A 14,407-nucleotide genomic window follows, 5' to 3' on the forward strand; every position below is an offset into this window, starting at 1 on the left:
CCGTTTCACCCCTCCAATACCACGGGGGGTTTGGGGGGGCTTTGGCCCTTGACTGTTGATTCAAACATGGAGAGATCGGGATGGTATTTTCATCCAACGTGTTCCTGTTTCTGTTCTTGCCGATCTTTCTCGGCTTGTACTACTTGAGCGGGCAACGCTATCGCAATCTGCTGCTGCTGATCGCCAGCTACGTGTTCTATGCGTGGTGGCGGGTGGACTTCCTGGCGTTGTTCGCCGCCGTCACCTTGTGGAATTACTGGATCGGCCTGAAAGTCGGTGCCGCCGGTGTGCGCACCAAACCGGCCCAGCGCTGGCTGCTGCTCGGCGTGGCCGTCGACCTGTGCATCCTCGGCTATTTCAAGTACGCCAACTTCGGCGTCGACAGCATCAACACGATGATGACGTCGGTCGGTCTTGAGCCGTTCATCCTGACCCACGTGCTGTTGCCGATCGGTATCTCGTTCTACATCTTCGAGTCCATCAGCTACATCATCGATGTGTATCGCGGCGACACCCCGGCCACCCGTAACCTGATCGACTTCGCAGCGTTCGTGGCGATCTTTCCGCACCTGATTGCCGGCCCGGTGCTGCGTTTCCGTGACTTGGCCGACCAGTTCAACAACCGCACGCACACCCTCGACAAGTTCTCCGAGGGCTGCACGCGGTTCATGCAGGGTTTCATCAAGAAAGTCTTTATCGCCGACACCCTGGCGGTGGTTGCCGACCACTGCTTTGCCCTGCAAAACCCGACCACGGGCGATGCCTGGCTCGGCGCATTGGCCTACACCGCGCAGCTGTATTTCGACTTCTCCGGTTACAGCGACATGGCCATCGGCCTGGGCTTGATGATGGGTTTCCGCTTCATGGAAAACTTCAAGCAGCCGTACATCAGCCAGTCGATCACCGAGTTCTGGCGCCGCTGGCACATCAGCCTGTCGACCTGGCTGCGTGACTACCTCTACATCACCCTCGGCGGTAACCGTAAAGGCACGCTGATGACCTATCGCAACCTGTTCCTGACCATGCTGCTCGGCGGTCTGTGGCACGGCGCGAACATCACTTACATCATCTGGGGCGCCTGGCACGGCATGTGGCTGGCGATTGAAAAAGCCTTGGGGCTGAATACGTCGCCACGCAGCCTCAATCCGATCCGTTGGGCACTGACGTTCCTGCTGGTGGTGATGGGCTGGGTGATCTTCCGCGCAGAGAACCTGCACGTCGCCGGCCGCATGTACGGCGCGATGTTCAGCTTCGGCGAGTGGTCGCTGTCGGAACTCAATCAGGCCAGCCTTACCGGTCTGCAAGTGGCGACCCTCGTCGTTGCGTACGCAACATTGGCGTTCTTCGGCCTGCGCGATCTGTACACCAACCAGCCGCCAGCCAAGACCAAACCTGAAGTCGATGTTGAGGCCAACGGCCCTGCGACGGCGACCCCGGGAATGATCAAAGCCGCTCCTGGTGAAAACCCGGCGAGCATCCATGAACCTGGCTACACCGTCGGCGTCGAAGCCCAGGTGCAACCGGCCTACTGGACAGCGGACTGGTCCCGCTACGTGATGCGCGGCCTGATCCTGCTGCTGTTCATCGCCTCGATTCTCAAACTCTCGGCGCAAAGCTTCTCGCCGTTCCTTTACTTCCAGTTCTGAGGGATCTGACATGACCCGCTCATTACGCATTTTCTACATCGCGCTGTTTCTGGTGACGCTCGCGGTGCTTGGCCTGTGGTCGGTGCGCAGCTTCTTCGGCTTCAGCACCAATGCCGATGCCACGGTGCTCAACGGTCGCTGGACCAAAGCCGTGGAAACGCACTACGACGACGAGTTTCCGATCAAGCGTCTGGGTACCAACCTCTGGGCCGCGCTGGATTTCAAGCTGTTCAACGAAGGTCGTCCGGGCGTGGTACTCGGTCGCGATCAGTGGTTGTACAGCGACGAGGAATTCAACCCGATCGTCAACGAAGAGCTGAACCTGCAAGGCAACTACGCACTGGTCGAAGGTGTGCGCCAGACCCTGAAAGACAAAGGCGTGAAACTGGTGATGGCGATTGTGCCGGCCAAGGCTCGTTTGTACCCGGAACATCTGGGTGAAGTGAAACCGTCGAGCATCCACGCCAACCTTTATCAGGATTTCCACCAGCGCGTCGCGGCGGACAAGATCCTTGCCCCTGACCTGCTGCAGCCGCTGCAACAGGCCAAGCAGAACGGTCAGCAAGTGTTCCTGCGCACCGACACGCACTGGACGCCGGAAGGCGCGGAAATCGCCGCCAATGCCCTGGCCAAGACCATCGCCGACAAATCTCCGCTCAGCGGCGAACCACAGCGCTTCGTTACCACGCCAGCGGAGAAGATCACGCACAAGGGCGACCTGCGTCTGTTCCTGCCGCTCGACCCGCTGTTTGAAAACATGATGCCGAATCCGGAGCCGCTGCAAAAACGCAACACCGTGGCGGCTGGCGATCAGCCTGCCGGGGACGATGCGTTGTTCGCCAACAGCGAAGTACCGGTTGCGTTGATCGGCACCAGCTACAGCGCCAACCCCAACTGGAATTTCGTCGGTGCGCTGAAACAAGCGCTGCACAGCGACGTGGTCAATTACGCCGAAGACGGCCATGGCCCGATTCTGCCGATGCTCAGCTACCTGAAAAGTGACGACTTCAAGAACAGCCCGCCACAAGTGCTGATCTGGGAGTTTCCTGAACGATATCTGCCTGTGAACAACGAAATCGGTGACGCCGACCCGCAGTGGGTCGCAGAGCTCAAACAAGCCGGCGCACGCCAACAAAACGTAGCTGTAAACACTAAATCCGAGACGCCCGACCGGGCGCAAAACTGAAAGAGAGGTACACCATGACTTTCACTACTACTCCTCGTCGTCTCGCTAAAAGCTTCGCTCTGGTTGCTGGCCTCAGCGTGCTTTCCGTAGCTGCATTTGCCGGTGGCGACGCCGCCCTGTACGGCCCGACAGCACCGAAAGGCTCGACCTTCGTGCGTGTCTACAACGCCAGTAACGCTGAAGTCAGCGCCACCGTCGGCAGCACCAGCCTGAGCGACGTTGCGCCACTGGCCAGCAGCGACTTCAGCTTCATGCCGGGCGGCGATTACAGCGCCAAGGTCGGCAGCCAGACCCTGCCGGTAAAACTTGCCGGTGATCACTACTACACCCTGGTCAACAACGCTTCCGGCGCGCCGCAACTGATCGAAGAGCCGCCGTTCAAGAACAAGCAGAAATCCCTGGTACGCGTGCAAAACCTCAGCGACAAACCGCTGACCCTGAAAACTGCCGACGGCAAGACCGAAGTGGTCAAGACCGTGGCCGCCAAAGGCCGTGGCGAGCGTGAAATCAACCCGGTCAAAGTCAGCCTGGCGCTGTACGAAGGCGACAAGAAAGTCGGCGACGTCAAACCGGTCGCCCTGGAGCGCGGTGAAGCAGCAGTGCTGTACGTCACCGGCAGCGGCAGCAGCCTGTCGCCAGTCTGGGTAAAACGCCCAGTGTCGACGCGCTAAACGCGCGAGCTATCAGCTACAAGCCACAAGCTGCAAGCGCTTCTAACTCGCTGCTTGCAGCTTGTAGCTCCCAACTGCATTTATTAGGAGTAACAATATGATTCCGGTGATCTTGTCAGGTGGTAGCGGCTCACGTCTTTGGCCGCTTTCCCGTAAACAGTTCCCTAAACAATTCCTCGCCCTGACCGGCGAACACACGCTGTTCCAGCAAACCCTCGAGCGCCTCGTGTTCGAAGGCATGGACACGCCGATCGTGGTCTGCAACAAGGATCACCGCTTCATCGTCAACGAGCAGTTGGCCAGCCGTAAGCTGGAAGTGCAGCGCATCCTGATGGAACCGTTCGGTCGCAACACCGCGCCGGCCGTGGCTCTGACTGCGATGATGCTGGTCAATGAAGGCCGTGATGAACTGATGCTGGTGCTGCCGGCCGACCACGTGCTCGAAGACCAGAAAGCCCTGCAACGTGCGCTGGCCCTGGCCACTGTCGCTGCTGAAAACGGCGAGATGGTGCTGTTCGGCGTACCGGCCACCAAACCGGAAACCGGTTACGGTTACATCAAGTCGGCGAACGATTCGCTGCTGCCCGAAGGCGTCAGCCGCGTCTCGCACTTCGTCGAAAAACCTGACGTGAAGCGTGCCACCGAATACGTCGAATCCGGCGGCTACTACTGGAACAGCGGCATGTTCCTGTTCCGCGCCAGCCGTTTCCTCGAAGAGCTGAAAAAGCACGATCCGGACATCTACGACACCTGCCTGCTGACCCTTGAGCGCAGCGAACAGGACCCGGACACCATCACCTTCGACGAAGCCACTTTCGCCTGCTGCCCGGACAATTCCATCGACTACTCAGTGATGGAAAAAACCCAGCGCGCCTGCGTGGTGCCGCTGACCGCCGGCTGGAGCGATGTCGGCTGCTGGTCGTCGCTATGGGAAGTCAATGAAAAAGACGCCAATGGCAACGTCACCAAGGGCGACGTCGTTGTGCAGGACAGCAAAAACTGCATGATCCACGGTAACGGCAAACTGGTGTCGGTGATCGGTCTGGAAAACATCGTGGTGGTCGAAACCAAGGACGCCATGATGATCGCCCACAAGGACAAGGTTCAGGGCGTCAAGCAGATGGTCAACACGCTCAACGAGCAGGGCCGCAGCGAAACCCAGAACCACTGCGAAGTTTACCGTCCGTGGGGTTCCTACGACTCGGTGGACATGGGCGGGCGTTTCCAGGTCAAGCACATCTCGGTCAAGCCGGGTGCGTGCCTGTCGCTGCAAATGCACCACCACCGCGCCGAGCACTGGATCGTCGTCAGCGGCACTGCCGAAGTGACCTGCGATGAAAACGTGTTCCTGCTGTGCGAAAACCAGTCGACCTACATCCCGATCGCCTCGGTGCATCGCCTGCGTAACCCGGGCAAGATCCCGCTGGAAATCATCGAAGTGCAATCGGGCAGCTACCTGGGCGAAGACGATATCGAGCGTTTCGAAGATATCTACGGTCGCTCCACGCCGATCGAGCGCGGCGTGTCGGTGAAAACCATCGCGCAGTAAGCGTCCGGCAACACAAGAAGCCCCCGTCCAGCCCGCTGCGATCCCCCATCCGCAGCGGGTTGGGCGGGTGCTTTTTTTCGTCTCAACCCATTGAAACCTGCCGGGGGGCAGTGGCTCGGGTTCGAGCCCTGAGCGATTGGTGGCGCCCCGCGTAGGGGGTAGGTGCAACCAACGCGACGGTGTCTTGATTGCGCTTGAGTTTTTCAATCACCGAGGGTGTTTGCAGCGACAGTTGCGCGATGTCTTCGAACACCTGCGGATCCATTGCGCCGGATCCGGCGAACTCTAATGCGATCGCCTGCATCCTGAATTCCAGCATGTCGATCACCACCGGTGTCTGCTCGAAGGCTTCGCTCAATGCTGTCGCGTTCAGCCCTCGTCTGGCGCGATAAAACTCGACGCCTGTCTTGATCAGACCCGGCGCCTGCGCGCCCAATTTGTCGGCGACTTTTTCAACCGCTTTGTCAGCCAGCGCTTTACCGACTTTCCCGACAAGAAGCGACCGCCCCTCAGGATGACGGGGGTCATACGCGGACAAGTCGTGCCCCAAAGTGGTCAGGCTCATCGATTTTTTCGGTTCGACACTTTCCACCAGTGCCTTCGGATTCATTTCAGTTCCTTTGAAGTTGATCGCACGATCCAGCCGATAGGTGTCGATCACCCTGGATACCAGCGAATCGGCCGCTTTTTCGCCAAGGTGCTGGCCGATCATTGCGCCTGTCGCCACGCCTGCCGGCCCGAACAAGCCGCCTACGGCACTTCCGCCCGCCCCGCCCAACGCCTTGCCACCGGCGATGATGCTGTTGCCGACGAGTTGAGTAGTGACACGTCTTGCGAGGGCGCGAAATCGCTGTTGCGGATAGACATGATTGAGCAGTGCATCGCGCATGTCCGAAGCAGTTCTGTCCACAGTACTCAAGAGCGTCTGCTGCTTCGACACGCTGTCAGTCAACGCTGAAGCGTCGACCTTCACGCCACCGTCTCTGTCCACATGGCCAATGGGCGAGTTACCCACCATCCGGAACAGGTTCGGGCCGTCGATGAAACCGTTGGGATCGGCATTGACCCAACGTTGCAGCCAAGGGATGTAGAAACGGTAACCGTAGTAATACAGCCCGGTCGCATCGCGCTCCTTCCCCGAATAGCGCACAACCTTGTAGCTGACCTCGACCGTATCGGCCCCGGCCAGAATGGCCGTCTCGCCGAAGGGATAAAAATGTTCGTCGCTGATGATCCGCGCATCCGCTGTCAGCTCCAGACACACCGAGCCCAGATGATCGGTGTGGGCATAGCGGTAGCGATCATTGATGCCCGAGGGCGGCGGGCTTTCCCAGTGCAGCAATCGCACACTGTTAAGACTGGTCTGCCCAATGACGACTTCGAGGATTTCGCCGGTGCCGTTATGGGTGCGTAATTCCAGCCCGGGCAAATAACGCACGTCGGCCACAACGGTACGGGCACGGGTTCGTAACGAGCGGATCTTGCGCACCCGCTGCCCCGCGCCGTCATAGAGGCACACCTCCTGGTCACGCTCCACCGGGCTGACCGACTGCAACTGGTTGCGCAGATTCCACAGCAATTGCCGCCCCGGATCCAGGATCAGCAGATTGCCCCGCGCATCGAATCCCGCCGCAATCTCCTCTTCGGTGGGCGGCAAACCATTGCGATACGGCAAGCAGCGATTGTTGTAGCGCGCCGCCTTCATCCGGTGACCATGCTGCTGGGCGCCGACATGCACCAGTTCCAGCAAATTGCCGGCGACATCGTAATGATAGGTTTGCCGGTAATTGCTGACCGCCGCCGGATTCGAGCGGCTGACGGATTCCGGCCCCTGGAATGGCGTGCCCGCTTCCCAGCCGCTCGCTTCAATCAGTTGATAAAGGCTGTCGTAGCCGAATTGCCTGATCGGATCGATGCGCTGGTTGGCGAAGTAACGGATCGGCTGCGCCTGATCCTCGATGCTCAGCACGTTCCCCATCGGATCGTAACCGTAGAGCAAATGCTGAAGGATCCGGCCGTTGGCATCTTCTGTGTGTCGAGCCATCAAGCGTCCGTCCTCGGGGCGATAAGCCAGACGGGTCCGAACCCCGTTACCGGCGCGTTCGAATTCGACATGACCGTCAGCGTCATAAGCGATATCGCCGACCAGCCACTGCTCGACGGTTTGCCCGCGCAACAGCAAACGGCTCGCCTGTGTTCGACCCTCGACAGTCAGCCTGAATGCATGGCGATTACCACGCGCATCGCTTTGCTCCAGCACATGGCCCAACGCTCCAAACCGCCAGCGCGAAGACGCGCCGGGGCCTGGTTCCAGCAAGCGCTGACGATCCACCACAGCCTCCGGCCAGTCCGGCATTACCGGATCAAGGGTGAAATGGCGGGTGCTCTCGGTGCATTGTGCGTTGAGCGAAAACCCGTCGAGCAACAGACTGCCTGCCGGGTCATCATGGCGGATCAATTGCCCAAGCTGGTTATGCAGCGGATCGCCCGCGCCAGGCCGCCCATAAGTCAAACGCTCAACGCATTGCCTGGGTTCGCCCGCGCCTGCTTCAAATATCGCTATCGGCCGTACCAGGACGTCATGGGCAACCTCGCGGGCGATTTCACGGCTGTCCCATCCCCACAGGATTTCAGCACCAGGACCGCGCAGCTCGATTTGCGTGCCGGCATCGACGCTGACCGTTTGCACGACCTGACCGGTCAGGGAATAAACACTGCGAAGATTTGCCGGTGTCTGCGGGTCAGACGCTTGCAACGCCCACAAACGCGCATCCCAATGCTCGACCACCCGCCCCGCTGCGTCATGGACGCTGCGCTCGACCCGGCTCTCGACGGGCGCGCTTTCCACGCAACGCCAATAGGCGATTGTACGAATCGCCAAACCACGTGGATCGGTGGCGGTCAATGCCGGTGTCTTGTGGTGCAGTGTCATGTCATGTCGCGCTCGTCAGCTCGGTGTGATCGACACCTGACTTCTAAAGGACAGGCTCCGATGTGGCTACTGTCAGAAATTACAGTACCGACCAACGGCGGGTTCGCGTGCAGGGCGAATGTCTATTCCTGCGGCCCTTCGGTAGGATGGGGGCCAGGTCTTTTTGGAGCGCTCATTCATGTTCATCGGCATCCTGCTGGTCATCACCTGGTTGATCCTGCTGTTGCGGTACCCGGCCAAGGCATTGCCTGTCTCGGTAGCCGCCGCTATCGGGCTGGGATTGGTGGCGATGTGGGTTGTGTGGCTGGATAACCGCGAGGTCAAGCAACTGGCGCGCCTTGAATTGCGCATCATCTATGCGCCAGAACAATGTCCGGCGGATCGTCCGCTACGGCTGACCATGAACAACGGTAACAGCGTGCCGCTGACCGAGTTGCGTTGGCGCATCGCGGCCTATGCGCCCGGTGACACCGTCAATCTCGCCGACAATCAATACTCGGCCCCGCGCTATCGTGGCCCCGGCGAATTGCAGGCCGGCGGCAACTGGCAAGACTGCTTGCCGATGCCGCCGCTACGCCCCGGTTACCGCCCGCAAACCCTGGAATTCCGCGCCGAACGATTGCAGGGTAGTTTCTCCGACTGATTGCCTCTCCCACTGTTTCGCACAAGGAATGCGCCATGCCCGTTGCGTTAATCACTGGATGCTCCAGCGGCATCGGCCGCGCCCTCGCCGATGTTTTCAAATCCGCCGGTTATGAAGTCTGGGCCAGCGCGCGCAAGGCTGAAGACGTCGCCACGCTGAGCGCCGCCGGGTTTATCGCCGTGCAACTTGACGTCAACAATGCGCAAGCGCTGGAACAGTTGGCCGAGCGCATCAACCAAGAGCGCGGCGGCCTCGACGTATTGATCAACAACGCCGGTTACGGTGCCATGGGGCCGTTGCTCGATGGCGGGGTGTCGGCGATGCAGAGACAGTTCGAAACCAACGTGTTTTCGATTGTCGGCGTCACCCGTGCGCTATTTCCGGTACTGCGCCGGGCGAAGGGCCTGGTGGTGAACATCGGCAGCGTTTCCGGCGTCCTCGTCACCCCGTTCGCCGGCGCCTATTGCGCCTCGAAAGCCGCCGTCCATGCCCTGAGCGACGCGCTGCGCATGGAACTGGCGCCGTTCGGCATTCGGGTGATGGAAGTTCAGCCCGGCGCCATCGAATCAAGCTTCGCCAAAAACGCCGGGCATGAGGCCGAGCAGTTGATTAGCGAACAATCGCCATGGTTTCCGTTGCGTGAAGGTATTCGCGCAAGGGCCAAGGCTTCGCAGGACAAACCGACGCCGGCCAGTGAGTTTGCGGCTGAATTGTTCAAAGCAGTGCGGCAGAGCAAGCCGCCGAGGATGCTGCGCATTGGTAACGGCAGCCGGGCATTGCCGTTGCTGGCGACGTTGTTGCCCAAAGGCATTCTTGAGTCAGTGTTGATGAAGCGCTTCGGATTGCGCGGACAGCTTTGAGTTGCCTGGGATGTGAGCGCTGACCGAAGTAAACAGAGGCCAACGCTCACGACCGTCTGTCTGTAAACCGCCTCTACCTGTCAACTCTGACAGTAGACACCCCACCCTCTGAATTCCAGACTCCGACGCAGCCGGAGCTGGAACGTGCATGGCTGCATCTCAGGTCACCTCGTGCAACCCGGATGAATACCCAACGGTTCTTACGTCATCCAGAGGTGTTTATGGATATCAAGAAATCCCCAAGCCACGCGGGCGATCGCGACACCACATTTGGCACTGATGGTGAAGTTACGCTGAGCAAGCTTCCTTGGCCTGATGACCTTCCCGTCCGCCTGATCAAGGGCTCTCTGGTGCTCCCTGACAACAAGATCCTGCTGAGCGTGAATTTGCAAATATCGGATGCCCACACTGTTTACGGATTGGCACGGTTTAGCCCTACTGGAAACCTGGACATTAATTTCGCCAACGGAGGATTAATAACCGATCGATTTCCGGGCGGAGAGAGTCATGGGGGAGGCAGACTTCTGCGACTTGCAGATGGACGCCTATTGATGCTCGGTGTCCGCTTCACTTATCAGGGACCGGAGCCGATTCCACATTTGGCGATGGCCTGCTATTCCAGCGATTACACCCTGGATACGACGTTCGCCGATCAAGGGCATCTCGTCATCGAAAACAAAGGCAATGAGCTTTGCATGCCAGATTTGTCCAGAGTCGTACAGCAGTCCGATGGAAAGCTGCTTGTTTCCACGACCTATTACGATTTTGATCATTACACCCAAACCACCGGCTGCCTTTTGCGCATCGAGCTCAATGGCAGGCTGGATCTTACTTTCAATCAAACGGGTCGCCTGGACTTTAAAGTGCAAGATCCGAATGCAGCTACCGCCATCACGGCGTGCCTTTCACAACCGGATGGAAAAATCGTCGTGGCGGGTCATGGATTCTTTCAGCCAGCGCGCGAGACAGCGGTCATCGCACGCTTCGATAGCCAAGGTATTCTCGATGTCAGTTTCGGCCGCCGCAATTCACCGGGTTATTACAGCGTCGGCCTTGAAGACCAAGTGACCCGATTCAACGACCTGGTCGCCACGTCCCGTGGCTTCATTGGCATCGGACAAGCCGGCTCTCAAAACCATCCAAGTACTCTGGGGTTGTTAGTCGGCATTACGACCAATGGCTCCGAGGATCCGGCGTTCAACAACGGCAAACCTCATGTGGCCAAGTATCATCCCGAAATAGACAACGCCTGGATTTGCGGTCTGGTACAAACCGATGGAAAGGTTATTACCTCCACGGGCCGCCATTACATCTACATTTCCCGCTGGATGGATGACGGTAGCGTCGATGATGGATTCGGCGATGGCGGTTTCGTGTCGGAAGACACCGAATCCTCACAACAGCCGATCATTCTTTCAGCGCGGGTGGACAACACATTCATGTGGACAGGCAATACCACCGGCGTTGGAGGAGGATCGACCGGCAAGCTGATCAATTACCTTGCATGATGCCTCAAAGGTTCCGCTAACGCGCCGGAGATTGCGTCACCACCACCGTGCACGTAATCCCCGCCGCCAACAGCACGCCCTCGGGCACTTCATCGATGTGAATGCGCACCGGCACGCGTTGCGCCAGGCGCACCCAGTTGAAGGTTGGATTGACGTCGGCGATCAGCTCGCGGCTTTCGGGGTTGTCGCGGTCGTAGATGCCGCGTGAAATGCTTTCCACATGGCCCTTGAGCACTTCGCCGCTCATCAGTTGCATATCGGCCTTGTCGCCGACTTTTACGTGGGGCAGTTTGGTTTCTTCGAAGAAGCCGTAGACCCAGAACGAGTTCATGTCGACGACGGCCATTTTCGCTTCGCCGATGCGCGCGTAATCGCCGCGATGGACATTCAGATTGGTCACGTAACCGTCTACCGCCGCGCGCACTTCGGTGCGTTTGAGGTTGAGTTCGGCGGCTTCCAGTTGTGCCTGGGCATGTTGATAGTCAGCCAGGGCCGAGTCGGCGATGTTGCTGGCGTCGTCACGGTTCTCCCTGGAGATCACCAGGTTGTCCAGATCGGCGCGGCGATGGGCGTTGACCTTGCGCATCTCCCAGGTGGCCTTGCGTGACGCGACCATCGACTGCGCCTGTTTGACCGCGAGGCGATAATGCTCAGGGTCGATGCGCATCAGCAGATCGCCCTTCTTCACCAGCTGGTTGTCGCGCACCGGCACTTCGACCACTTCACCGGTGACGTCTGCCGCGACGTTGATGATGTCCGCGCGCACGCGACCGTCGCGGGTCCACGGGGTGTCCATGTAATGCACCCACAAAGTTCGGCCGATCCACAATGCCAGGGCCAGCACCAGCAGGGTCGCGAGCAGGCTGAAAAACTTTTTCATCAGAACGGTCTCAACGGTAGACAGTCAGCGCCATGGCGCCGAACAGACAGGTAAACAGACTCAGGCGCAGCAGCGCCGGGTGCCAGAAGAAACGGTACAAGTCGAACCCCGAAAGGAACCGATCCAGCGCCCAGGCCAGTGCCGCAGCGATGAAAAACATCAGGGTCATGGTCGGCATGTACACGCCGTGGAACGCGATTTCACGAGGCATGAACGAGTCCTTGTGGCTTGGCGGCGGCCAGTGCGGCGAGGGGTGATTGCGGATCGAGCAGCGAGGTGCGGATGAAGTGCAGGTAGCTCTTCACTCGGCGCAGCGCCGAGGTATCGAAATGCGGCGCGAACGGTTCGTCGGTGGCTGCCACACGACTGATCGCATGGTCGACGGCGATGAGTGCGCGCTCAAGATTGCTCGGGGTCGGCTGCAAGAAAAGGCGCATCAACGAGCGGCCCATCACTCGGATCGCCTGGCGCCACGGTTGCGACTCGGCATACGCCGGGTGCACCGGAAGAACCGCCTGTTCCTTGCGCAGTTCAATGATCGCGTGACCGACTTCAAGCACCACGAACATCCAGCGCAGCAGGTTTTTCTGCACTGTCGGCTGACCTGCCGCGAGCCCATAGGCCTGGTGCAGCAAGTCACGGGTGCGGCTTTCGAAACTCGACGCCAGCCCCTTGAGCTTGCCGCTGATTGCGTACACCACTTGGCCGCGCAGATCCTGCTCCAGGCGTTGCCATAACCAGCGGCTGTTCGGCGGCAGAATAATCGCCCCGGCGGCGGCGCACACCAGCATGCCCATGACCATCGCGATGTAGTCGTTGATGAAGGCGTAAGGGTTGTAAATGGTCAGGTTGTCCGGCACCGAACCGGTGCTGAAAAAGATCAGCAAGCCAAGGCCGACACCGGCGTATTGCGGCCGCGACGTCAGGAACGAACCGAGTACGATGACCGGCGCAAGCATCACACACAGCAATGGGAAACCGTCGATCCACGGGAAGATGAAAAACATCTCGACGAAGCCGATCAATGCTCCGAGAAAGGTGCCGCAGGCCATTTGAAACGCCATGCGTTTCGGATTCGGCGTAGCGGCAGACAAGCCCACAGTGGCGGCAGCAATCAGGGTCATGGTCGCGCCGCTCGGCCAGGCGGTGGCGACCCAATAACTGCCCAGCACGATCAGAATGAACGACGCTCGAATCCCCGAAGCCGCTGCCGCCCACCAGTTGGTTTGCGGGGTGAAGGGTTCGTCCCAACGCTCCCGTTCGTGGCGGTGATCGGCCAGTGAAGCGTGGGTCTGTGCATAACTGTGCAGGTCGTCGACGAAGCGATACAGCAGCTCATACGCCGTATGGAAATCCAGTTGCTCGGCGTCGCTCGGCGCGCTCTCCTGAAAGATCGCCCGCAAGCTGCGCACCCGCGCCGGCAAGCCTTCCTTGTAGGCCGTGAGCGCCGCCACCAGGCGCGCGGCATCGGGGCTGGTCAACGCACGGCCGCTAAAGCCGTCGAGCACTTCGGCCAAGTCCTGCAAACCCGGTTTGATCGCCGCGACGACGTGTTCTTCGTCATTGACACGCAGGCGTTCGAGCAACTGATGCAAGGCATTGAAGCGTGTGGTGATGCCCATGAATTCGCTGTTCAAACGACTCAGCCGACCGTTGCGCCGACGCATGTGCGGATCTTCGAACACCGTCACGCTGCGCAGACCTTCCAGCCCCACGGCTTCAGCGATGAAGCGCACGTTGCTGGCCTCGAACGATTCCGCGTGGCTGCGTCCGCGCAGGCCGTCGGTGACAAACAGCGCGAACACGCCAAAGCGCTGATACAACGCGTTACGCATTGCCGCGCTGGCGGTTTGCGGCAGGATCGCGGCGCTGACCAGGGTCGAGCAAAGAATGCCGAGGGAGATTTCCAGCACGCGCCACACCGCCGCCATGAATGCGCCGTCCGGGTGCGCCAGTGCCGGCAAACCGACCATTGCTGCGGTGTAGCCCGCGAGCACAAAACCGTACGCGCGAAAGTTGCGGCAGCGAGCGGCGCCGGCCGAGCAGATACCGACCCAGATCGCCAACGAGCCGAGGAACAGTTCGGTGTTCTGCGCGAACAAGGCGATCAGCGCCACCATCACGGCCGACCCGGTGAGCGTGCCGAGGAAGCGATAGAAGCTTTTGGCAAACACCTGACCGCTTTGCGGCTGCATGACGATGAACACGGTAATCATCGCCGTGCGCGGTTGCGGCAACTCCAGTCGCATCGCCAGCCACAGGGTAAGAAACGCGGCAATCAACACCTTGAAGATGTAGACCCAAGTCACGCCGTCGCTGCGCGCCCAGTCGAAAAGACCCCGACGCCATTCGAGCGAATAGAGCCAGCGCAAAGGTGCGGGCAAGGAAGTCATAGGATCGTGCTCAAAAACTCAATGAAGCCGAACACCTGTGGGAGCGGGCTTGCTCGCGAAGGCGTATCCCCAGTCAACTTCAATGTTGAATGAGAAACTGCCTTCGCGAGCAAGCCCGCTCCCACATTGATCATTGTAT

11 protein-coding genes are annotated in these 14,407 nt (G+C 59.6%); 7 read left to right on the forward strand and 4 right to left on the reverse strand.

Translation table 11 applies throughout. The features are described from left to right. Positions 1-80: 80 nt before the first annotated feature. From GIW69_RS00520 to GIW69_RS00535, 4 genes are all read left to right on the forward strand, one after another. Entirely contained in the window at positions 81-1,646 is a 1,566-nt protein-coding gene (locus GIW69_RS00520; protein ID WP_236480204.1) for an MBOAT family O-acyltransferase, read from the forward strand. Between the two features lie 10 nt (positions 1,647-1,656). Continuing rightward, positions 1,657-2,832 carry an alginate O-acetyltransferase gene (locus GIW69_RS00525; RefSeq protein WP_236480205.1) on the forward strand — a complete coding sequence of 392 codons (1,176 nt, stop codon included), beginning with the start codon at positions 1,657-1,659 and terminating at the stop codon, positions 2,830-2,832. A gap of 14 nt (positions 2,833-2,846) precedes the next feature. Next, positions 2,847-3,503, forward strand: a complete 657-nt coding sequence (locus GIW69_RS00530; protein ID WP_236480206.1) for an alginate O-acetyltransferase AlgF — start codon at positions 2,847-2,849, stop codon at positions 3,501-3,503. Positions 3,504-3,600: 97 nt separating this feature from the next. After that, the gene (locus tag GIW69_RS00535; protein WP_236480207.1) at positions 3,601-5,052 is read left to right on the forward strand and encodes a mannose-1-phosphate guanylyltransferase/mannose-6-phosphate isomerase; all 1,452 of its coding nucleotides are present in this window, start codon (positions 3,601-3,603) and stop codon (positions 5,050-5,052) included. 82 nt (positions 5,053-5,134) lie between these two features. On the opposite strand, the gene GIW69_RS00540 is transcribed toward GIW69_RS00535, so the two are convergent. Next, complete coding sequence (locus GIW69_RS00540; RefSeq protein WP_236480208.1) at positions 5,135-7,984, reverse strand: RHS repeat-associated core domain-containing protein; 2,850 nt, start codon at positions 7,982-7,984, stop codon at positions 5,135-5,137. Between the two features lie 178 nt (positions 7,985-8,162). On the opposite strand from GIW69_RS00540, the gene GIW69_RS00545 reads away from it, so the two are divergent. The 3 genes from GIW69_RS00545 to GIW69_RS00555 all read left to right on the forward strand — a co-directional run bounded on the left by GIW69_RS00545 (position 8,163) and on the right by GIW69_RS00555 (position 10,995). Then, the gene (locus tag GIW69_RS00545; protein ID WP_236480209.1) at positions 8,163-8,627 is read left to right on the forward strand and encodes a multidrug transporter; all 465 of its coding nucleotides are present in this window, start codon (positions 8,163-8,165) and stop codon (positions 8,625-8,627) included. Between the two features lie 35 nt (positions 8,628-8,662). Next, the gene (locus GIW69_RS00550; RefSeq protein ID WP_236480210.1) at positions 8,663-9,487 is read left to right on the forward strand and encodes an SDR family oxidoreductase; all 825 of its coding nucleotides are present in this window, start codon (positions 8,663-8,665) and stop codon (positions 9,485-9,487) included. Positions 9,488-9,708: 221 nt separating this feature from the next. Beyond that, positions 9,709-10,995 carry a delta-60 repeat domain-containing protein gene (locus GIW69_RS00555; protein WP_236480211.1) on the forward strand — a complete coding sequence of 429 codons (1,287 nt, stop codon included), beginning with the start codon at positions 9,709-9,711 and terminating at the stop codon, positions 10,993-10,995. Positions 10,996-11,011: 16 nt separating this feature from the next. Here GIW69_RS00555 and GIW69_RS00560 read toward each other — a convergent pair whose 3' ends face one another. The 3 genes from GIW69_RS00560 to GIW69_RS00570 are packed head-to-tail and all read right to left on the reverse strand — an operon-like array spanning position 11,012 to position 14,268. Then, the gene (locus GIW69_RS00560; protein ID WP_236480212.1) at positions 11,012-11,875 is read right to left on the reverse strand and encodes an HlyD family secretion protein; all 864 of its coding nucleotides are present in this window, start codon (positions 11,873-11,875) and stop codon (positions 11,012-11,014) included. A 10-nt stretch (positions 11,876-11,885) separates the two neighbouring features. Further along, entirely contained in the window at positions 11,886-12,086 is a 201-nt protein-coding gene (locus tag GIW69_RS00565) for a DUF1656 domain-containing protein (protein WP_015096751.1), read from the reverse strand. Next, positions 12,076-14,268: an FUSC family protein gene (locus GIW69_RS00570; RefSeq protein WP_236480213.1), complete on the reverse strand. Its 2,193-nt coding sequence runs from the start codon at positions 14,266-14,268 to the stop codon at positions 12,076-12,078. Before GIW69_RS00570 ends, GIW69_RS00565 begins: the two co-directional genes overlap by 11 nt. Positions 14,269-14,407: the final 139 nt, after the last annotated feature.

Origin of the sequence: Pseudomonas syringae, assembly GCF_021605415.1 — a bacterium.
In the GTDB taxonomy this organism is placed as follows: domain Bacteria; phylum Pseudomonadota; class Gammaproteobacteria; order Pseudomonadales; family Pseudomonadaceae; genus Aquipseudomonas; species Aquipseudomonas syringae_S.